At 58.2% G+C, this 22954-nt stretch carries 10 protein-coding genes; 5 read left to right on the top strand and 5 right to left on the bottom strand.

All coding sequences use genetic code 11. From position 1 onward, the window contains the following. Window positions 1-16: 16 nt before the first annotated feature. Genes N3J91_04910 through N3J91_04900 form a run of 3 tightly spaced genes read right to left on the bottom strand, consistent with a single transcriptional unit; the run spans window position 17 to window position 871 of the window. Entirely contained in the window at window positions 17-196 is a 180-nt protein-coding gene (locus N3J91_04910) for a hypothetical protein (GenBank protein ID MCX8155780.1), read from the bottom strand. 5 nt (window positions 197-201) lie between these two features. Further along, a complete protein-coding gene (locus N3J91_04905) occupies window positions 202-552 on the bottom strand; it encodes a DsrE family protein (GenBank protein MCX8155779.1) in 351 nt (116 codons plus the stop codon). A 4-nt stretch (window positions 553-556) separates the two neighbouring features. Further along, window positions 557-871: a DsrE family protein gene (locus N3J91_04900; GenBank protein MCX8155778.1), complete on the bottom strand. Its 315-nt coding sequence runs from the start codon at window positions 869-871 to the stop codon at window positions 557-559. A 110-nt stretch (window positions 872-981) separates the two neighbouring features. On the opposite strand from N3J91_04900, the gene N3J91_04895 reads away from it, so the two are divergent. Both N3J91_04895 and N3J91_04890 read left to right on the top strand, forming a co-directional pair. Next, window positions 982-2520: a PQQ-binding-like beta-propeller repeat protein gene (locus tag N3J91_04895; protein ID MCX8155777.1), complete on the top strand. Its 1539-nt coding sequence runs from the start codon at window positions 982-984 to the stop codon at window positions 2518-2520. A 147-nt stretch (window positions 2521-2667) separates the two neighbouring features. Next, window positions 2668-3801 carry an alpha/beta hydrolase-fold protein gene (locus N3J91_04890; GenBank protein ID MCX8155776.1) on the top strand — a complete coding sequence of 378 codons (1134 nt, stop codon included), beginning with the start codon at window positions 2668-2670 and terminating at the stop codon, window positions 3799-3801. 7 nt (window positions 3802-3808) lie between these two features. Here N3J91_04890 and N3J91_04885 read toward each other — a convergent pair whose 3' ends face one another. Both N3J91_04885 and N3J91_04880 read right to left on the bottom strand, forming a co-directional pair. Beyond that, a complete protein-coding gene (locus tag N3J91_04885; protein ID MCX8155775.1) occupies window positions 3809-6106 on the bottom strand; it encodes a hypothetical protein in 2298 nt (765 codons plus the stop codon). Between the two features lie 170 nt (window positions 6107-6276). Further along, window positions 6277-17214 carry a lamin tail domain-containing protein gene (locus N3J91_04880; GenBank protein MCX8155774.1) on the bottom strand — a complete coding sequence of 3646 codons (10938 nt, stop codon included), beginning with the start codon at window positions 17212-17214 and terminating at the stop codon, window positions 6277-6279. A 960-nt stretch (window positions 17215-18174) separates the two neighbouring features. On the opposite strand from N3J91_04880, the gene N3J91_04875 reads away from it, so the two are divergent. The 3 genes from N3J91_04875 to N3J91_04865 all read left to right on the top strand — a co-directional run bounded on the left by N3J91_04875 (window position 18175) and on the right by N3J91_04865 (window position 22949). Next, entirely contained in the window at window positions 18175-19401 is a 1227-nt protein-coding gene (locus tag N3J91_04875; GenBank protein ID MCX8155773.1) for a response regulator, read from the top strand. 321 nt (window positions 19402-19722) lie between these two features. Beyond that, window positions 19723-21690, top strand: coding sequence for an ATP-binding protein (locus N3J91_04870; GenBank protein ID MCX8155772.1), 1968 nt, complete (start codon window positions 19723-19725; stop codon window positions 21688-21690). Further along, window positions 21687-22949 (top strand): response regulator, encoded by a 1263-nt coding sequence (locus N3J91_04865; GenBank protein MCX8155771.1) that lies wholly within the window; start codon window positions 21687-21689, stop codon window positions 22947-22949. Before N3J91_04870 ends, N3J91_04865 begins: the two co-directional genes overlap by 4 nt. The last annotated feature ends 5 nt before the right edge of the window (window positions 22950-22954 follow it).

Below are 22954 nucleotides of genomic sequence, written 5' to 3'. Positions count from 1 at the left end.
GAGGATGATCGTGGCTTCACCACACCTGCACTGAATCCGAGGAAAAAATCCTCTCCACCACCGCGCGATAATCAGGTGTGCCCGACCGCAGATCCATGACCTCATGTTCGGTATTCGGGAGGCTCTTTTCCAGCTCGATAAAACGGGCAGGCCAGGTCTCCTCGGGACGCGTCAATAGATGCAGCACTTTCCGCATAACCATTAAAAATAAACCACGCTGGAATGTGCGGCCGCCAATTCGGCCAGCCGCCGGTCATCAATCGCCTCATACGGCAACGTGGCCGGTTCAATCTCGCTCAAGCAGGGCTCGCCCGCCTGCACATAAACCGGCCGGCCGAACTCGCCGATAATGGGCAGATACCGGGTGTAATTGTCCTCGTCCACCAGTTCATCGACAAATTCGCCCAGCGCCAGAACGGCAGGGCCATGTAAATAGACCGTGATGTCCACTTTTTTCCACGTCCCCACGCCCGCCGCAATGCGGATGGCTTCCGCGGGGCGATGACTGGTTCGCGGATCTCCTTTGATGATGAAAAGCACGCTCGGTTTCATGGCCTCAATTAAAACTCACAAAACGATCCGTCCCCGCCATCAAATCACTGACCACGGTTAAACCAGCAAAAATGGCCAGATCGCTCATGGGTAGGTTGCGTCGTTGCGCCCCATACGCGCAGGCATAGAGCTTGAGCCCACGCTGCTTCAATTCCTGCAACCGCGCATCCCCCACACCCACCACCGCATCATCAATGCAATACATATAAACATCCACGCCCACTGCCAGCGCCGCTTCAGCCAAACCGAGGCCGTGATGGAAACCGGGCTGATCGGGACGTGTCGAAATCAGAATACCGAGCTTTTTGCCGCGCAACATCGTGCGGCAAACCTAAAAGACGCCGCCTTCCCTGTCAAATGCCGCGGCACTGCCGGGACGGGAATGGATAATCATTGAGCCGAACTGTGGAAGGTTGCTACCTTAACGGCATGATGCGCAGTGACGCCTGGCTCATGATGGCCTTGTGCCTGTTTGCGGCTGGGGCCAGCCGCCCGCTGGCCCAGGACTGGCCGGCCTGGGGTGGCCCCCTGCCCGGACGCAATATGTATTCTCCGGCTAAAAACCTCCCCGCCAGCTTTGAACCGGGCCAGTACAAAACCGGCACCGAGGAAGTGGATATGGCCACCACCAAAAACGTGCGCTGGGTGGTCCGCCTGGGCAGTCAGGCCTATGGCAATCCCGTCGTGTCCGGCGGCAGGGTGTTTGTAGGGACCAACAATGAATTCCCCCGCAACCCCGTGCACCAAGGAGACCGCAGCATCCTGCTTGCCTTGGAGGAAAAAACCGGAGCGTTTCTTTGGCAACTGGTCATTCCCAAGCTGGAAGCCGGCAAGGTGAGTGATTGGGAAGGCCTTGGCCTGCTCTCCTCGCCCACCGTCGAAAGTAACCGCATATACCTCGTCACCACCCGTTGTGAAGTCATGTGCCTTACCACCGAGGGACTGCGTGCCGGCAACACCGGCCCCTTTACCAACGAGGGACAGTACTTCGCCGGCCCGATGCGCCCACCCACGCCGGTGGGCGGCCAGGACGCCGATATTGTGTGGATTTATGACATGCGGGACGAATTGGGGGTTTTCCCCCACAATGCCGCCAACTGCTCCGTCCTGCTGCTTGGGGATTACCTCTATGTCTGCACTTCCAATGCCAAGGACTGGAACAAACTTTTTGTCGTTTCCCCCAAGTCCCCCAGCTTGATTGTGCTGGACAAACGCACCGGACGCCTCGTTGCCGAGGATCGTGAGCAAATTGGCTATCGTCTCTATCACAGCCAATGGAGCTCGCCTTCTGCGGGCTTGGTTCAAGGCCAATGGCAGGTTTTCTTCGCCGCCGGCGACGGTTTCCTGTATGGCTTTGATGCGCGCCCCCTTCAAGATGCCCAGGGATCTGGCCTGCGCAAGTTGTGGGCTGTGGATGGCAATCCGCCGGAATACAAAGAGCGCAACGGCCAGCCGGTCAAGTACCCTGATCCGGAAGGCCCCAGCGAATTCTGCGCCACGCCCATCTTTCACGATGGCAAGGTGTATGTCGCCACCGGCCAGGACCCGGAGAATGGCGAAGGCGTGGGCCGGCTTATCTGTGTGGACGCCCGCACCGGCAAGCTGGTTTGGGACTTCAAGGAGATTCAGCGCAGTTTATCCACGGCTTCCCTTGATCCCGACACCGGCCTGCTGTTCATCGCCGATTTTTCCGGCTTTCTTTATTGTCTGGAATCGGCCACCGGCAAGCTGGTCTGGAAGCACGACATGAAAGCCCATGTCTGGGGGTCCACCTTGGTGGCCGATGGCAAAGTCTATCTGGGAGATGAGGATGGAGACCTGGTGATCTTGTCGGCCACGCGGGAGAAGAAAATTCTGCACGAAACCAACCTGCACGCTCCCATCTACTCCACTCCCATTGTTGCCAACGGTGTTCTTTACATCGGTAGCCAGACGCACCTGTATGCGATTCAGGCCTCCGCTCCCTGAAGGCACTCAGGCAACGGTTTTTCCTCCTGTCCCGCCGGTTGTCTGACAGGAAATGGCACCGGGTTGTAACCAAGTTGCCAGTTGCTGCGTCATGTTGAGGAGAACTCAATAACCATGGTCCTTGTTTTGCCAAAATGCGATAACCCCATGAAAACCACCCTCGCTACCCCCCCCTGGTTGACGATCGGCCTGCTGAGCTTGACTTTGCACGCGCTCTGGGCTGCCGAACCGGCCCCCACCAATCCGCCACCGCGCCGGTTTCCCATGGCGGTGCGATCGCCTGAAATTCAACCCGATCGCACGGTCACCTTCCGGCTGGCAGCCCCCCGAGCCACGGAAGTGGTGGTGAATGGTCAATGGGCCAATGGCCGGGCTTCTCTGCAACGCAACACCAATGGTGTGTGGAGCGTGACGGTCGGGCCACTGGAGCCGGGCATCTATGAGTACAGCTTCTCGGTGGATGGTTTGAGTATGATCGATCCGGGCAATCCCGCCATCAAACCCATGCGCGAGCCGCGCACCAGCATCCTGCACATTCCCGGGCAGCCCCCACAAATCTTTGATTACCAGCCGGTGCCCCATGGCACGGTGCGGCATCATACCTATTGGTCCAAACCACTGGACCGGTTGCGCGAACTGGTGGTGTACACACCGCCCGATTATGAGCAAAACCGCTCCAAATACCCCGTCCTTTACCTGCAGCATGGCATGGGGGACAATCACGCCACTTGGACCGTGCACGGCAAGGCCCATTGGATTCTGGACAACCTCATCGCCCAAAAACGTGCCAAGCCCATGCTCATCGTGATGATGGACGGTCATGCCGCGACGTCTATGATGGGAGGACTAACCAATAACACGGCTCTTTTTGAGCGTGATTTGCTGGAGGAGGTCATGCCGTTTATCGAATCGAATTACCGCGTCCGCAAGGAGGCGGCGAGCCGTGCGCTGGTGGGCCTCAGCATGGGGGGCGGGCAGGCCCTGACCATCGGTTTGAATCACACGGATATTTTTGGGTGGGTTGGCGGATTCAGCTCGGCCACCCCCTCTCGTGAAGCCATCAAATCCGCCCTGGAAAAACCGGAACTAACCAATCGCCGGCTGAAACTTTTATGGATTGCCTGCGGGCGCAGCGATTTCCTCATTAAAATGAACCAGGACTTCGTGGCCAACCTCCAGTCTTTGGGCATACGCCATGAGTGGGTATTGACGGAGGGCGGTCACACGTGGCCAGTGTGGCGGAGTTATCTTGCCGAGCTGGCCCCCCGGCTCTTTCGTTAATTCACATTTAACGGTGCCATGCCGGGGCCAGAAAGCTAATGGCCTCCTCAAATGTGGCTTTGCGCCGCCAGTCCGCCGGATCGTATTCTGGTTTGGCGGGGTCTGCCTCACGCCAGCGCACATGATGCCGCCCAAAATAAGTCCCATAAAACTGGTAATTACTGTCCACCCACCGGCAAACCACCATAAGCTCCATCGGGGTTAACATCTGGGAGTGATCGTCTCGGGCATTCTTGGGATGGTTTGGTTGTGTCAACAGGGCCACCAACGCACTGGCGTGGCTGCCCAGGCTTTTCGGGGGGAGGTAGGCTCCATTATAATTGCCCTGATCCCCTTTATTAAATGATAAGAATTCAGAAATCAACGGACCGGCTAGTTCCTTGCGAGCCAGTTCCTCGTAGGAGGTGTTGTAGAACAATGTTGGCTCGCCTGTTAGCCGCAACCCCCCCGCCGGGGATTGGGCACCATGGCAGGATACACATTTCCTGTCCCAGATGGGCTGAATATCCGCGGGATAATGAATGACCTGCCCCGCCTTCCCATCACCGCCATTTTCAACCAAATCACAGGGCTGCGGTTGGGGCAGGCTGGGCGGCCGCAGGGCTGCCAAAGGTACAGTTTGGGCGGAAGTGACCGGCGTATGATGCCCCTGCCCGTGGCAGCCCGTGCAGGAGCGTGTTTCTCCTGGCGCATAATGCACATAGGTGCGTTCGCGCTGAATCTCACGAAAGTCTGCGTCCAAGGCCTGCAGGAAGATGCTGCGGTTTGCGGGCACCACGAAGTGGGCCGAACCGTCGCGTTCCACGGGCACCACCCCCCATTGCACACGCGGCCACAACGCGGCCTTCCATTCCGAACTGCTGAGTGACGGCGTCCAGCGCCGGCCGGTGCTCCAATACCGCGGCAACGCTTCATTGATGCGCAGCCATTTGACCGTGCCGGGGGCCACGCCTTCCATGCCTTGATAGACATTCGCCACCAGGCAAACCGCCTGTGTCCGGGAGGCTAGGATGGTGTCGCGCCAAGTGTGGATCACCGGCGGCACCGGTTGTGGGCGCAACGGCAACGGGTGCCAGCAGGACAACTGCGGGTCCGTGTACACCTCGCGATGCCGGCCGTCGGTGTCCAGCGCATAAATCGCGTAGGCGTTGGGCACATTTTGGTAGTGATGGGCGGGATTGTACTTGAACGAGACCAAAAACTGTCGGGCATTTAACGGATAAGGATGGGTGTACAGGTGGCCGCTTTGCCCGCTGCGATCGTGCACAAACTTTCCATCCGCCAGCCGAAAATGCCATCCTGGCTCGGAGCGGCGTTGAATGAATACATGGGGCGTCAGATTGACCACCGCAAAACGCTCATCCCACTGGCGGTAATCCGGCTGATCCGGATCCGGGCCCCGCACCCGCACCCCCCGCCCGTAGTCCACCAACAGGACGGCCCCAACGCAGCCCCCTTGGGGAAAATGACACGTTCCCACGCAAACCAACCGGTGCTCGTCTCCCGGCAGGGGTTGGGGATACATGTACACCGTCGTCGTGTCCTCCGCCAAACCAAACAATTCCTGCGAGCGACCTCCATCAGGATTCATGGACCAAATGGTTTTGGCCACGCGCGCCCCTTTGTCTATATATTCCCAGCGATGGTACATGACGCGACCATCGGCCATAAGCAGGGGGCAAAATTCGCTGACCGGACTGCGGGTAAGCTGCTCCACACCCGAGCCATCCGCATTCATGCGATGCAGACCGGGCGCCACCAGATGCGAACTGCCGCCACATAAAACGGTGTGCTCATTTCTGGTGGAGGAGAAAATGATGCGTCCGTCCGCCAGGTAGGCCGGATGTATATCGTCCGTGTGCCAGCCGGGCGCCCACCGCGCCACTTTTTCTGACTCATCCGGCGGAGGAAAAGAGACCTGCCGCAAACCCGTTCCATCCACGCCCACCTCCCAAATGCGAAAGCCGGCGTCAGGGTGCTCGCGAAAATCAAACACCACCTTTCGGGCATCAAAAGACAAGCTGATCTTGCCCACCAATCCCCGGCCGCCGGGCATTTGTGCCGCTGTCACCACCGGCCGCACCTGCCGGGTGCGCAGGTTGAAAATGTAAATGCCATTTTCCGGTACAAACCGGTCCGGCCGGGTGCCATTGTTGATGTCGGTGTAGTAGTGGTCCGAGGAGTAGGGCTTTCGTTTGACAAAGATGATTTCCTCCACTCCCGCCTCTTCCGCGGTCAGGGGCGGTGATTGGCCGGCAACATTGAGCAGCGCCTGAGTGTTGCTTTGACCTGGTGCTGCTGTCACTCCCTGGAGCAGCACCAGGTAAAGAAGCAGACTGCCAGTTGCTAGGCATGAAAATGTTGGGCGCATCAGCAATTACTTACCTCATTCAGGGAGAAAATACAACCTTCGCCACCCTGGCACTCCAATGAGAAGGCAAGTTTCTAGCTTCTGACCAGGGTGCCGGCCCAGCATTACGGCTGCATGGGCGTGGTCAACCGATAATATTGTTGTCCGCCGCCGTTGGGCAGCAGCAGGCGCAAGGCCCGATTGGTGGGGGCAGGTGCAATGTCCATGTATTTCTGCCAAGTCCCCTGCCCCAAGGCACTGCGGAATTGAATGGTGTAGCTTCGCTGGGCCACGGCGATAAATTGCAACCACAATCCGCCGCTTGTTTGATCCCTGGCCGCCCAATCGAAGCGAAATACGCTGGAGGCATCGCGAGGATTGGTCCCGGCAAGGTACTCCTGCAAATTGCTCATGCCATCCCCGTCACCATCTGCCATCGCATCGCCGGCATCATTGGGATTCAGACCGTTGGCCAGCTCCCACTCGTCTGGTATGCCATCGCCATCGGCGTCGCCGGTGGGCTGATAGGCAGGCATTGGCGGCGCAGCCATCCAATTGGTTGGCTCATTGCCGTAACCCGCAGGATTAAGGCGATGCAGAGCCAGCCCGCTGCCGCCGGGTATCAAAGGCCAGGGCGCCCGGTCGGAATAGCGAATCTTTTCCACCAGATAATAGGGCACGCCATTGGTGTCCGGTTCCCCGGGGCGCTTCAATTCAAGGGTTTCACCATCATTGGCCAGTTTGCCGGACCAGGGACCAAGAATGACCACGCCCGGCCGGAGATTGTACACCGCGCGGAATTCAGCCAGCATTTGCGGATTGTTGACCGGGTCAAATCCCACCACCAATAAAACGCCCTGCGGCGGCAGGGTGACCGGTGGGAAATCAAAGTCCACGCCATTGCGCAAGCGCCAGGTATTGGTCGGCCGCAGAGGATCAAACAACGGCTGCGGTTGCGAGGTAAGATTGCGAATCTCAAGATACTCATCCCGTGTGTTGTCGTTGGTGCCCAGAAGGGGCGGTTGGAACATGATTTGCGTGATGGCCAGCGGCCCCACCTGCGGTGGCGCATTGGAAGCGCCCCTCCCCTGCCGGAAATCCACCACCGACACCGGATTATCCCGGCCCAAAGTGCGCGCCGCGGCGGCCACAAATTCTTTTTCTCCGGTGCTTAAAATATAACGGGCGAGCGTGGTGTTAGGCGCCGACGGACCGAAATCCACCGACGTCCGCCAGCCGGTCAGGCCATTGCTGTTGGCGGCGCTCAGATAGATGTCCTCCCCCCAGGAAGAAATGGCAAAGCTGTTTTCGTCATCCGGATTGGCATTAAACTGATACTCGTAGAACACCACGAATCCACCGGGGGACAGGATGGTCTCATTTGGTATGCGGAATTTCATCAGGTTGTTGCGGCTGTCGCTCAGCCACCACCCGCTGATGTCCACCGGCTCGGAGCTAATATTTTGCAGCTCGATGGCATCTTCGAAATTCTCGCCGGAATTGGCCAGCACCTCACTGATGACCACATTGGTCAGGCGCCGGTAATTCGCCTCTCCCGGAGACGCCGAATCCGGAAAACGCACCATCAGCGCGCTGCCGTCGGGGAATCGTCCTTCGGCCACGCCGTTCTCGGGAAACTCGTAGGATATGGCATCCACCAACACGCCATTGGTGTCTGCCAGACCAATGGCCTCGCGGGTGTTGTCCAGCCGGAAATTCACATGGTTGGCGCCGGCCGCGAGGTTATTATCCGCATAAAACACCCGATAACCTGAACCTTGCGCGCCGATAAAGGACAGCGGCGGCAGGCGATGTTTGGTGGGGTTGCCCAGATTGTCCGTGAGATACATGCCGCTCAATTCCACAGGTTGAGCCCCCGGGTTGTAGATTTCAAACCAATCATCCCCGGAAGCCGGTCGCGGCATCCACTCATTGATCCGCAGCATGGCCGGGGCTCCCAGCGTGGCTGGAAGGTTGGCTCTGCCGGGGGTGGGCAAGACAAGCCGCCATGCCCCTACTCCGTCCGGTTCACGCCCCAAGGCGTAATCCGCTGCTTGCAACCCGAAAACCACGGATTGCAACAGGGCACCCCCATTTTCAGGACGATCATACAAGTAAACTCCGTCACCCGCGGCGGACAGCCCAAAGCCGGTATTGAGCAGGGGGCCAAAATTGGTGGAGGCCGGGCGGCTGTTATCACAAAGCACCACCAGATAACTAAACGGCGGCAAACTGACGCCCGTCGGAAAGACCCAGCGCTGTGGGGTGGCCGGGTCGTCCGTCAGACTCAGGCCAGACAAGTCCAGCGTTTGTGCGGAGAGGTTGCGGAGTTCAATCCAGTCTGTGATGGAGCCGTCGGCGTTGGTGTAACTCAGGTTGTCCGCCATCACCTCATTCAACACCAGCGACGGGCCGCTGCTGGTATTGGTCTGCAATACAGCCACAAGTTCCATCCCCATGACCAGGTCAGAACTGGTTGACGACGCCTGGTGCACCTCCACCGCCAGCACATTAATACCCGGTCGCAAGCCAATCATGGGAAACTCGGACGGACCAACCATGCCGGCGGTGCTGATGGCGGTTTCTGCGAAAGTTAAATAAGTGACTTCCCCGGTGGGCATATTATAGCGCATGGTTTCCCGGCCGTTCACATAGAAAACCGCGCCGTCATCCAGCACATGGCGAATCTGCAAGCTGGTCACCAAAACGTTGGTGGGCACGAGGAAAGTGGTGCGGAAATAGAACGTGCGTTTATCTGTCACAATGGTCAACGGTGTGTTCACCGGCACGCCGCCATATTCAGGCAAGGTGCCGGTGGTGGCGCCGGCCAACAAAGCGCGGCCGACAGGCCACGCACTGTCATCATAGGCCGCCTCCCGCCAGGCCGTGCCCAGGTTGGTTCCGGACTGTTCATAACGCCAGACGTTTGTGAAATTAATCAGGGTGATGGTTTGAAATTGCGGTGCCACGTCCAAAGGATTCCCTGAACCTGGCGTCGGTTGCGCGAGGCGTATGATATTGGGCGCGCCATTGGGCGAGCGTCCCTGGGACTGCCCCGCCGGTTGCGGCCCATAAACCACAGCATCAATGACCTGCAACTGTTCATTAACCAGGGCCACCATGCCTTGCTCGCTGCTCAACGAGAAATTCAAATGCCACGGTCCGGCGGCAACGTCGCCATCCGCCTCATACACGGCATAACCATAGGGCGCAATGAAGCTCAACGGGCGAATCCGGTGCCGATTCGGCCAGCCCACCAAATTATCCGTTAAATACAACCCGCCCAAGGCCACCGGCATCGTCGAAGGATTGTAAATCTCGATGAAGTCCGGTCCGTTTAATGGCCTGGCCAGCCATTCATTCAAACGCAAAACCTGGGCTGCCCCCAGAAGGACACCGCGATTGGGGCCGCCCAATGTGGGTTGCGCCAGATTCCATTGGCCGCCCGGGAGCCGCGCAATGCTCAGGTCAGGAAGCTGAAATCCGAATTCCACGGCATCGAGCAGGCGCCCCCCACGGGACAGGGAGTCAAATAAGTAAACCCCCTCGCCATTTTGGTCCAACGCAAACCCGGTGTGTAATCCTGGCAGATTGAAACGGTCGTCTGCGTATACCAGCAAATAACTCCCCGGCGGGAGAAGTGTTCCTTGGGGGAAGGTAAACTTTCCAGGATTTGCCGGGTCGTCCGTTAAGCGCAAACCACCCAAATCCACGGTGGCGGGACCGGCATTGTACAGTTCAATAACATCTGGTGTGCTGCCGTGCCATATCCATGCCTGGCGATTGGCTGCAAGCACCTCGCTTATCTGAATGGGCACGGCCGATGGACTGACCATGAATGTCACTGAAGCGATCTGTTGCGAGCGCCAGATGCCTGCGCTGTCCTGGGCCATGACTTCCAGGGTGTGCATGCCGTCATTCAGATTGTTAAGCGTAATCGGCTGGCTTAGGGGGTAAGCTTCTGCGCTGAAGCCCTCGCCGTCCAAACGGAACCGGTAGGCATTTAAGCCGGCACCGCCGACCCCCAGGTTGAACTGGCGCAGGCTGATTTCGCCCGGCACAGGTTGTAGAACGGGCCCGGGGGGAATGTTGGCGCCTAGGTCAATTCCATAGGTACCACGCCCACGCGCTGGAGAATCCGCCGCCAGACTGAACCATTGCCACATTACCTGCGCCTCTTCCCAGGAGCGGAAGTAGGTTTCAGAAAGGTTGGGGATGCGCTTCAATCCGGAAGCGGCCACCAGGTTGCCACCCCCCTGCCCCGTCCATGCCGTGGGCAGCAGGTTGTTGGTATAAATTACCACGGCTGAGGTCACATTCCGGGCCAGGGCCTCGGCATCATGGATGATATTGCCTTCCAAATAGACCCCAGCACCCTCGGTCGTACCCGCATCGGCAAGGCAAACCACCCCAGAGGCCGTGTCCACCCCTCCTTGGCGGGTTTGTCGCACCACCGTATTTTGCATGATGCGGTAATAATTTCCTTCTTTGGCCAGCGCCACGTGATCGCAATCATAGAATATATTGCGCACAATGGTAATTTCCGAAGTATTCACCCCATCCCGCCCGCCGCTAATCGCGCTTGCGGTGTCGGGCGAACCATTCCGATGGCCATGCAGGAATAGGTTGCCTTCCACGTGGGCATCTGTCCCGTCCAGGTCCAACAAGTCATCCCCGCTACCCATGAAAACGTTTTCAATAAACTCCAGAATGGGGCCGGGACGCTTGCCGCCGGTGAAATCCACCGTGTCATTGTAGCCCGTGACGGCGCCAAAATAGTTGCGATAAAACAAGCCACGGCCCCCCGGTTTGATGCCGCCGGTGCCATGCACCGGCTCGAGATCCACCGCAGGCGCAGGAAAAACGCAATAACTCACAATAAATGAACACCCATTGTCCAGGTTGAGGTAACGTTGATTGGTGGTGCCGAAGGTTAAATGATCAAGCCACACTGTAGCCCGGTCGGCCGTGATGGCCGCCGCGCCGTTGAACTCGAAATGCGCGTAAGCAATCCGGCATTCTGGAGAAGTAGTGCTGCCATTGATACGCAATCCACCCCAGGTGGCCGAGGAACCGGGCACACGGGTGAAGGTGATGCGCTGTGTGTCAGTGCCCTCGGCCAGTAACCGTCCGTTCACAACCAGCCGCGCTCCGCTGTCAAAATAAACCGTAGTTCCGGCTTGGATGGTCAGCGTGACGCCTTCGGGTACCGTCACATCAGAGGTTACTCGATAGGGGCCTTGCGCGGCGCTCCATAGCGTGTTGACGGCCAGCGTGCCCGCGACATTCCGCGTGGTTCCGCTGTCGTACCAAACCATGAAGTTGGTGCGCTGCACCTCACGCTGGCTGGCGTCCAGCCACTGCACCACCACCTGGTTAATTCCTGGTTGCAGCGTGACGGTCCCCTGCCATTGTCCATTCCACACGGTGTAACTGGCCGCCGTGCCGTTGACTCGCACGGTTGTCACCCTCAACGCGTTGGCCTGGCCGGTTAAGTTCACATTGGCGGAGGAGGAGTAATAATAGCCTTGGTTGCTGCTCAGGCCTATGTTGACCAGGTTGTTGGTGGGAATCTGGCTCTGCACTATGGCGCGGCGTTGGGCCACAAAATTGGTCATCTGCGCCATCCGCCCTGGATCCGCCCAACCCCCCAGCCACTGCCGGACCACCGCATTAAAAATATCGGGCCGCATGACGCCATCCAGCAGACGTTGCTGCTCGCGAAGATAAACCGCCGCAAACTCCGGATGCCGCATGAACCGCTGCAGGTAATTGGCTCGCATGGTGGGGTCGGTGCTGCGCGGCGCATCCACCATGCGCCAAATGCTCACTGAAGGATCCGGCATCCGGTCGTTGTCCCCCAACCCCAGAATGGTGTCATAATCATGCGGCAGCAAAATAAACCGGGGATCCGCCACCCCCCGGTACATCGCATAGTCATCCCCCACACCGTTGCACATGGAACTTTCATTGTAGTTGATAAAATTGCACAACGCGAAGTAGCGCATGAACAACTCCACATTGGCGTTGCTTCGCACGATCGCTGCATAGAGGGCATCGTCGGGCGTGGCGTTATTCAATGCTGCCGTCAAGGCAAACAGGTCACTCCAGTCATTTTCGCTCTGATTGGAGGCCTTGGAGTAGCCCAGGTTGATATAGGTCTGATAATTGGTGCCGCGGTAATCCAGGTTGGCCGTCCAAGGATAACGTGAGCCACGGTAAACATTGCCACCACTATTGTGGGGCAGCAGGTTCTCGGCCCATTCCCCATTGAGCGGCGTGAGCAGCAAGTACGACCCATACCCATCCCCGCGGGAAGCGTCAGGCGCTGCACTGCGCGCGAGGTTCAACCCGTTAAGCCGGACCTGAACCGGATACCCTTGGGCGGCCGGCAGTTCGACCAGGGATGAAAGCACGGCCCCGATCAGTTGCAGATCGATGTGCTGCGCATTCAAATTGATCTCCGTCAGGCCTTTCCATCGCCGATCAGCGGGAAGATTGACCCGCCAGTTTTTTACTTGGCGGCTGCGTGATCCTGCTCCGCGTATCCGCACCCCCACGTTGTGCCGCAATTCCCACCCGCCTGCATCCCAAGTAATCAGGGTGGCATTCATCTCCGCGTCACTGTTGTAGGCGTTGGCGCTTAAGTCGGCGAATTGCTGCCGCTCGCTGCCCGTCATAATAAGCCGGAAGAATGGTTGGTCCGCCTGCGCCAGCCCGGCGGGCGCCAAGTTGTCGTCCACCTGATAAAGGGCATTGGCGGTCTGGGCAAATTCAGGATTAGTGCCGGTCAACTGGCGGGCCGGCGCCGGCCAGGTGCGCGTCTGATTCAAACTGTCCGTGGCCTGCACGTAATACTCGATGATCGTCCCATTGGTTTGGGGTGGAAGAATGGCTGCAAACCAGCCATCGCCGGCAACGCCATCCCGGTGCAACCCGTCATCATACATGACCTCCGTATTCCAATTGGTGGGGGAGGTGGTGGTATGGTTGCGATAAAACACTATCACCTGCATATTTTGCGGTTGCTCGTCAGCCACCCGGGCCATGACCACCACGTTGTCGGACGGCTTGGGCACTGCCGGAGCGTGTTGCACCCCCGTAATCACCGGGGCGGTGTTGGTCCTGGCAACAGAGTTGGCCGCGCCGGGCGTTCCTCCTTGCGGCTGGCTGGCCTGCCAGTTCTGCCCAAATTCTCGTGGCAGCGCAGGATTCACCAACTCCAGCGACCGATTGCCCTCGATCTGGCCTGTGTACGTATTAAGCCGCCACCCATCATGCGCCGCGAACCATTCCCATCCATAGTACCCTTGATCATTGGGGCCACGCTGACGTATGCCCCACTCGCCATCGGGACTGTAGGTAACTGAATCCACCACGTTTCCACAGGCATCTCGCAAGAGAATCTCCTCGCCATTATTACTCAGGCGTCCCCGCCAATTGCCCACCACATTGGTCACCCCCGGATACTTGGCCAGGAAAGCGTTGGTGTCGGCCGACACCACCAAAAAACCACGCGCCGGCAGCACTTGACTGGTAAAATCAAAATCAATGCCGCGCGTAAAACGCCATCCGGCCAACGAGATGGCCTGGCTGGTCACGTTGTGGATTTCGATGAATTCCTCGGCGGAGTTTTCCGAGGCGGGGTGGTACATGATTTCATTAATAACGACCCGGCCGGCGAATGAAGCCTGCGGTTGATAATGGTAACTCCATCCCTCGCCAAGGAAGGGATTGGGTGGATTGGCCAAATCAGCAATGCCATGCGCCGGATTCCAACTCACCGAAACCGGCCCCACCGCTGGCGGATTAAACGTAAAGCGATATGGTCCGGCCTCCGCTCCCCGCACGGCCACTGCCGGCTGGCCATTGAGCAACAGATCATCCGCCGTTACCCCCTGCACCGCCTCGCTGAAGGTTACCTCAATCGTGCTTAAATCGCAGATGGTGCCTCCCATGAAGGGCGTTACCTGCGTTACCACGGGGGGGGTTTTATCCAGGGAATAATAAGTCCACGTTGCTCCCGGTGCGGTGGCATTAAAAGCATTGGCTGTAATTGCCAGGTCTCTGATGCCGTGTCCCTGCCGCCAGGTGAATTGCAACAGCGTGCCGTTCTGGGCCGGAAAGGAGAAGGTATAAATTGCTCCGCCCCCATTTACAGAGCCGGCCGGCATGCCGTTGATGAGTAAATCCGCAGCATCCACCCCCTGCACGGGTTCGCTAAATCGAACCGTAACTTCGGTTAAATTGGACACTGTCGCCCCGGCGGGTGGAGTCAGTTCGCGAATCACCGGCGGCAGGCGGTCCACCAGCGTGTATTGCCAGCGATTGCCTGCTCGCAGACCATCAAAGGCATCGGCCGGATTGCTCGCCGATCTAATGCCATGATTTTCAGCCCACGACAGGTTCACCGTGCCATAACTGGGCTGAGAAAAGGTAAAAACATAACGATCTCCACCGCCGCTCAATCCGGTGGCGGGCACGCCGTTGACCAGCAAATCCCCGGCGTCCACCCCGGTGACGCCCCGGCTGAAAATAACCTCCACTTGTGTCAATTCATTAACCACCTCCGCTCCGGCAGGAGGTGTTTGTCCCACAATGAAGGGGGCATTAGGATTGACCAGGGAATAAGTATATGCCCTAGCGGGAATCATGGGATTGGGCGGGCTGGCCAGGTCGCGTATCTGATGCGTCGTGCGCCAGCTCAAAGTCACCGTGCCGAAGGGAGGACGGGTAAAGCGAAACTCATACAATTCATTGCTGCCCACCACGCTGCTGGCAGGCACGCTGTTGATCAGCAAGTCTCCCGCAATCACACCGGTGACGGGACGCGAAAAACGGACCAAGACGTTGGTCAGTTCATAAACTTCGCCCGGCGGCGGCGTCAGGTTCAGAATCCGTGGGGGTTGCAGGGCGGGGTCATTGAGGTAGGCTGTCACATCCACATCAATAAGAAAATCGCTGCTGGTCACTTGATCGTTGAAGGCCTGGACGGCCAGGATATTCGAGCCGGCCTGCAGCAAATTGGTGGAAATCACAAAGAAATTGTTGGTGGGCGGCTCAGCCACCGCCCCGCCTGCAGGGCGAGTGTTAAAGGCCAGGTCGCCCGCCGGCATGTTATGCCGGCCGATGTCCACCCCATTCAAATACAGCACATAGCCATCATCAGCCCGGCCGCGAGCCATGGCCATGGCAATCACGGCAGGGTTGGGCACCTGAAAAATCCGCCGCATATAAAGACAGGTATAACCTCCATACATGTCGAGCAGCGCTGTATTGCCGGTGTATGCTGTGGCGCTCCCGGGCTGGTTTTCATAATAAAACGGCGCCGGGCCGCTTTCCCAGGCACTGTCATCAAAGTTCAGTGCCCGCCATGCCTGGACAGGGTTGGATGCTTCTCCATATCCGCGGAAAAACCGATACACCGCATTGGAAGCCACCAATTCCACCGCGGGCAAACCGTGAACCACCGTCCATGGTTCATTCACAGAACTGGCAGCCAGTGGATTGCCCGCCATGTCGGTTATGCCGTGGCCCGCGGCCCAGGTAAATTGAACCGCGCTTAATACCGGAGGCATTTCGAACCAAAATGTGAAATTGGTGTTCCCGCCGCTCACTCTGAAGGCGGCCTGGCCGTTCACCAACAAGTCGCCAGCATCCACTCCCAATACCGGCTCGTTAAAGGTGACCGTGGCGGAAATCAGATTGGTGGCCCATGCCCCGGAGACCGGCGTGCGATTGACAATGGCCGGCGGCGTAACGTCCATGATGGTGTAAGACCACGTGGGCTGGCCGTCAAAAAAGTAGGTGGGCGTCCCCACGTCGCGTATTTCGTGATTTACCGCCCATTCAAGATTAACCGGCCCGGGCGGCATGTCCGCAAAGGTGAACGTGTATTGCGTGGGGCCGCCAACCACCCGGACCGCCGGCATTCGGTTGGCAAACAAATCATTGGCATCCACCCCAATCACCGGCTCAGTAAAGGTCACGGTGACATTGGAAATCATGGCCAGAGAAGCGCCCGGCGAGGGGATGATTTGTGCAATGGCGGGAGGTACAGCGTTGGTTGGTTGAGGACGCACTACCACCCTTACCGCTGCCGAAGTGTAGGCATTGCCGCGGGTGTCAAAGGCCACCGCCAACAATTGGTGGGTGCCAATCAGCGCATTGCTCCATATTTGTGAATAAGGCGCGGCGGACACCGCCCCCAGCCGGCTGTTGTTCACATAAAACACGACGTTGGTGGCCCTGCCGGACACTGCGGCATCCATGCGCAGGTGAACGGGGGCTTCAAATTGCGCTCCATCCAAGGGATTGGTAATGGCCACGGTAAGGCCGCCCGCAATTTCCTCCAGGCGTATGGCCGCCAGCGCGTAGGAACTGTTGGCGGTGTCCGCCTGTTGCCCCCCCGGGAGCGTGCCGGTGTATTTGCGGGAGTAGATGGTGATGCTGCCATCGGGTCCCGGATCAATATTTAGCCACACACACATATCTCCCGAGGTGTTAAACCCCGTGTTAATGGCCACCTGGTTGGCCGCAATCTGGCCCGGCAAATGAGCGGAGGTTAGAGCATTGGAGGTGTGGGCTGCAGTATAGGAATTGGCGCCATCCAGTTCAAACAGTGAATAACGGGTAGTATAGCTGGCGTTGCCCCGGATGGCAGTACCGTGAAAATTGTAGCGCCGCTGCGGATTAAGGCCGGTAAAGACATGGGCCACCACCGAGTTGCCCGCCAGAAGGATTGAATGATAATTATCAGTGGTTCCAAAATCCACAAAACTATTGAAAACTTCGTAGGCTGGCGTGCCCACGGCCGGGGCACCCGCTGCTGTGCCGGGACTGGCATTGAGATTGGTGATGGTTAAAACCACCGGCAACACTGCACCTGTCTCTATATTGCGTAAATTACCGCGATTGGTGGGGGAATTATTAAAACCATTAAACACATTCCAGGCAGTGGTATTGGTGTGCGTTCCAGGGCCTGCTAGATGGTCGTTAAAGGCCACCCATGCTGTGCCAGTCTCCACAAAAGGATAGCCCTCCACCCATGTGACGGCACCCATAATTTGGCCTGTCACATTGTTGCCCGACGAATCCAACACCAGGTTCCCTGCCCCCTCATCCAACGCCCAGCGCGCCACCAACCCCGGCGCCAAGGCAATGGTTTGAGTCATCTCATTGGAAATAACGCTGCCCGTACGCGCATAGTTCCAAATTCGGGCTTCGTCCAAAACCCCTTGAAAAAAACCCGAGGGTACCCCTTGGGAGGTCAAGGCGCTTCCTAGAGAGGCATGCTGAATGCTGTCATAGCGCGGCGTTTGCCCGACCAACAAGGTTCTTTCCAGGCGTCCGTTGAGATAAACCGCCCATTGCGATCCATCATACGTCACCGCAGCATGATGCCAAACTCCGGTCGTGATCGGTGTTACCCCTAAAACCGGGTGATTCCCGCCGTTGGCGAAATTCTCCAGGTCAGCCGCCAACACGCGTTGGTCTGGATGGATGCCCAGAAAGTAGTTGCAATCGCGGTTGTCCCCGTCGGCTTCTCCACGACCTTTGGCAAGCAACGGAATAGCCTGAACACCCCCAGAACCGCTGCTTGCCACCTGTCCCCCACCCTCCCATTTGAACCACACCTCCAAGGTAAAATTGGACAATCCCAGCGGAGGCACGGCTACACCAAAGGTTACATAAGTGTCAGTTCCGTTAAAAAAAAGTCCACTTCCTGCGCGTAAATTTGACGCACAAATCGCCATCCCCAGAAACAAAAACAACCCCTTCCACCACATCTTAACACGTTTCATGGTACGTAATTTAATTCTAATCAAGCACTTGCAACTTTATAAAGCTGCTTGCGTCGTCTGCTCTGTGACGCCACAACGACGCTCCTTATTCAGCATAATGATTGCCAAGTTAATGGCTTGTATTACGAGAATACTTCTGCAGCTTCTTAAGGTTTTTACCCCACTGCCGATGTAAAACATGGCGGGCTTCAACAAGAATCTCGCTCAAACCGTTTAACTATGTCTGAACCAACACAGAAAAAACGGGTGCTCTTGGTGGACGACGAGCGCATGGTGCTCAATGTGTACCAGACCGCCCTCCGACGCGCTTCCCCGCAATGGGAAGTCGAAGTCGCCGAGAGCGGCCCCAAGGCGCTGGAAATGATGCAAAACCAAGCCTATGACATCGTCGTCACCGACATGCGCATGCCAGAGATGAGTGGCGCCCAATTCTTGGCAGAAGTCCAGCAACGTCATCCGGCCACTGCGCGGGTGGTGCTCACCGGCTACACCGAGCAGGAGCGGGTGTTGCAAAGCATCGGCTCGGTTCATCAATGGCTCAGCAAGCCGTGCAATGTCAAAACTCTGCAAAACACCTTGGCCCGCATCTTTGACCTGCAGGCACACATCCATGAGCCATGGATCAAGGAAATGGCCGGCAAAATCCGTTCTCTGCCTTCCCTGCCTGATCTATTTTTCCGGGTGCTTGATGAATTACAAACCCCGTATTCCACCCCCGAACAAATTGCTTCTTTTGTCTGCCGCGATGCCGGCATGACGGCACGCCTGCTGCAATTGGTGAACTCGGCCTTCTTTGGCTTTTCGCAGCCCGTTCGTGACGTTACCGAGGCTGTCCAGCTTCTTGGCGTGGGCACAGTGCGCGCCCTGGCGCTTTCCATGAAGGTTTTTTCCTGTTTCGATGTCAAAGACTACCCCGGCTTGGATGCCCACAAGCTCTATTATGAAAGCCTGGTGGTAGGCACCTTGGCGCGGAATCTTCTGGCGGTGGATTCAGCGGAGACGCCAGAACAGGAGGCCGCCTTTACCGCCGGCCTGCTCCGGGGCGTGGGATGTCTCGTGTTGGCCACCACCTTGAAAGAGACCTACGCCGGGCTGTTGAGCGAGGCCGTCCGATCTCGCCATCCGCTTCCCGAAGTGGAACACAAAGCCCTGGGCATCACCCATGCGGAGGTTGGCGCCTACTTGATGGGCTTGTGGGGGTTGCCGGTCCAAATCACGGAAGCCATCGGTTTTCAATATCGGCCCTCAAGCTCGGCCAACCGCGGTCTGAATGCTTTGACGGGCTTGCATGTCGCCCAGGCTATTGTCGGAGCCTCGCATGCCCATGACTCCCTGCAACTCTCAGTGCCTCTGGATGAGGCCTATTTGCGCGAATGCGGACTGGAGCAGCATCTGCCCCGCTGGCAGGCGCTTTTCCACCAACGGGATCGGCAGACACCCAACTAACCCCGGGACGTTTAGTCCAACCAAGCCTCCTGAAGCGCTTTAAGAAACTTGGGGCGGTCCGGTGTGCTGGCAATCGTCTGGATTGTTCAACCCGCCTGCCCCGGGCCTGCGGCGCCCTTTTCATGCCGCTCTTCCGGCGACTAACACGTTGCAGCCAAACAGCCGTTGGGGCATGATTCGGTCGTAAAAAAGACTTAAGACGGCCGTCCCATCCGCCGATAGCTAGGTGGCGACGTGTCGCCACCCTGCCTTCGCAAAGGGCACCGTCCTTTGCCGGCTGGGGGGGAAGGGGTCGCCGTCGAAAAGTCGGGAAGGCTTTCGATGAACGCCGAGACCAAAGACTTGAACATACTCCCGCGGCAGGCGGGCTTGGATTTGCCGTTGGGATGGTTGGAGCACGGGACAGCCGTAATCAATGCGGATGGCCTTATCCTTTCGGCCAGTCCCGAGCTGATGAACTGGCTGGGACTGCCCCAGGACAAGGTCCGCCCCCATTCCCTGCGGTCGGTTCTCGTTCAATTATTCCCGGATTGGGAGGCGCCTTTATGCGACTGGGAAAAACGCCGGCTGCCCTTTGACCGGCTGCTGCTTTGTGCCAGGAAAAACCATCCCCCCCATTGGCTGGTGTTGGAATCTGCACGGCATGAGGAGTTGTGTTTCGTCCGGCTCTCTTCCACGCTTCCGCCGCTGAATGAACTGGCCGAGGGCGCTTGGGATGAACAGCTCCGCTCCGAGGAGGCCCGCCGCCAAATGTTCATGCGCATGGCAAGGGCCGAGGCGCGTTTGCATCATCTGATGCATCATTGGCCAGGTATCATTTACAGTCAGCGTGCTGATTTTTCCTTTTCCTTTATCAGCCCCCAGATGGAAATCCTGACCGGTGTGCCTCTGGCTGAATGGCGCGTTCAACCGGGGCGTTTCTGGCAGGTCATTCACGAGGCGGATGTGGAGGAGCTGCGCCAGCAAATCCGCCAGGCGGCCGCTTCCGGTCAACCCGTTACTACCACCTTCCGTCTCCGCCATCAGCAAAGCGGGCGGGTCTTCTACATTCTTGAGCATCGGCAGCCGGTCTTGACTGAGCAGGGCTTGGTGCTGGGTTATGAAGGCGTGTGGCTCGACATCACCCGGCAGACCATCGCCGAGAATCGCCTCACCACGGCTTCCTGGAAAGAGGCCTTGAGTGTCCTGATGATGGGATTGGCCCATGATTTTAGCAACTTGATGGCTGGCATCCATTCGCTGACTGAAACCTTGGGAGTGCAGTTGGAGGAGAACCAGCATCCCTGCCGGGAGTACGTCAAATTGATCCAAAACAGCACCCGGCAGGCCACGCACTTGGTGCAGCGCATCATGCGCCTTCAGCATGGAAAGATTGGTGAACGCAGCTACGAGGATCTCAATGCGCTGATGGCTGATCTGCAGGATTTGCTGGCCAAGGTGGTTTCGCGTCGGGTCCAGGTCAAGTCGAGGTGGTCAGAGGGCCAACTGCCCATTTACGTGGATCCCGTGGAATTTCGGCAGGTGGTGGTCAATCTGGCCTTGAACGCTGCGGAAGCCATGCCCCAGGGGGGCACGCTCACTCTTGAGACCTGCCGCCACGCCTCCATGCCGGCGCATGAGGTTGCGGTGGGCACAATCCCTCGCGGCCCTTGTGTCTGCCTCAGTGTCAGCGATACCGGTTGCGGCATTAAATCCTCGGTGTTACCGCTGATTTTCGACCCCTTTTTCTCCACCAAATCGGCCAACAAAGGTTCCGGGCTGGGCCTGTATAACGCGCGTTTATTTGTGGAAAGACATCACGGCGCCATCTCGGTGGAGTCTGTGGAGGGCAAGGGCAGCACCTTCCGCATCTGGCTTCCGGAGGCGGATTTCACCGAGGCCGAACGACAGAAGGCCCAGAAGGCCCCCATGCGTTTGTTGGTGGTGGGCGACCTGCCCGCCCAGACTCAGGCTGCCGCCGAGTTGTTGCGCCAGAACGGCTATTCCGTGGTGACCGCCGCCTCGGCGGAGCAGGCACGGGAAATGTTAACTTCCGTGGTGGCCCGCTTTGCCGGAGTCGTATTGCTTTGCGGCCAGGAATCGGGCTGGGTGGGCGATCTGTTGGCGTGGATGCAGGCCAACCGGCAGCATGAAAAAACCATTCTCCATGTGGTGGGCCGGAATCTGGATGAAATGGACACCGCCTTCCTGAACCGGGCCGACCTGGTCATCACGGAGGATTTGAGGACGGCCACGACGTTGAACCGGATGCACAACCTGCTGCATCCCCAAGCGGAGGGGCGCTTATGAGCGAGATCACTCCCCATGTCCCGGAGCCGGCTTTGCATCGTCTGCTGGTGGTGGATGATGAGGAAATCGTCCTGGTGGCCCTTCAGGAAACCTTGCGCCGGGAGGGCTATGAAGTGGTCACCGCCAACAATGCCATGACGGCATTGGAAATCCTCAAGTCCACCCCCTTTTCCGTCATTATTACCGATCAACAAATGCCCGGCCTGACCGGGCTGGAAATGCTGGCCGAGGTCAAGAAAATCCAGCCTGACGCCACGCGCATTCTCATCACCGCCGTCCTGGATCTGAACACGGTGATTGATGCCATCAATAAAGGCGAAATCTACCGTTTCATCGTCAAACCCTGGTTGCGCGAAGAGCTCCTGGCCACGGTTAAAAATGCCGTTCAGCGGTACGAGCTGATTTGCCGCAACGCCGTGCTGCAGGCCACCACCCTGGCCATGAATGAGCAACTGCGGCAGCTCAATGCTTCCTTGAAGGAACAGGTGCAACGGGTGGAGGAACAGAACCGCGCGCTGGAACAAAACCTGCAGCGGATGATCGAACTGTGTCTGCACACCATGCAGACCTTTTATCCGGCACTGGGCAGCCAGGCACGACGGGCCTATCAGGTATGCACGGCCATGGCGTCCAACCTGCAACTGCCGGCCGAGCAGAAACAATCCCTCGAGGTGGCCGCCTGGCTGCATGATATCGGGCTGGTGGGCGTCCCCCGCCGCATCATCAAACGCTGGCAGGAAGCTCCCGAAACCCTGACTCCCGAGGAACGCGCCCTGATTCACCAGCACCCGGTCCTGGGCCAGGAGCTGGCCAGTTTTGTGCACAGTCTCCAGGAGGTGGGGTTGCTGATTCGGGCGCATCACGAGCGTTATGACGGTCAGGGCTATCCCGACGGCCTGGCGGGCGAAGCCATCCCCTGGCTGGCGCGTTTGCTGGCCGTCGCCGTGGGCTTCGCGGAGTGTATTCACGGGGATCTGGAGGCGGTGGACGCCATCAAGCGCGGCAGTGGCACCCAGTATGATCCTGAAGCCGTGCGCGTTTTCCTGCGCAGCCTGCCCAAGGCCACGGTGCCCCGCAAGGAGCGCGAGGTGCTGCTCTCCGAGCTGCGGCCCGGCATGGTGGTGGCCCGCGGCATTTACACCGCCAATGGGCTGTTGCTCATCCCGGAGGGGCAACGCCTGACGGAGCTGGCCATAGACAAGCTGAAAAACCACCACCGGGTCAGTCCCATTCACCAAACGTTGCTGGTGTATTGTTAAGGCTC

This window comes from Verrucomicrobiia bacterium, assembly GCA_026414565.1.
Classification (GTDB): domain Bacteria; phylum Verrucomicrobiota; class Verrucomicrobiia; order Limisphaerales; family Fontisphaeraceae; genus Fontisphaera.
Note: the sequence above shows the minus strand (reverse complement) of the source record. Positions and strands in the feature narration are given on the sequence as shown.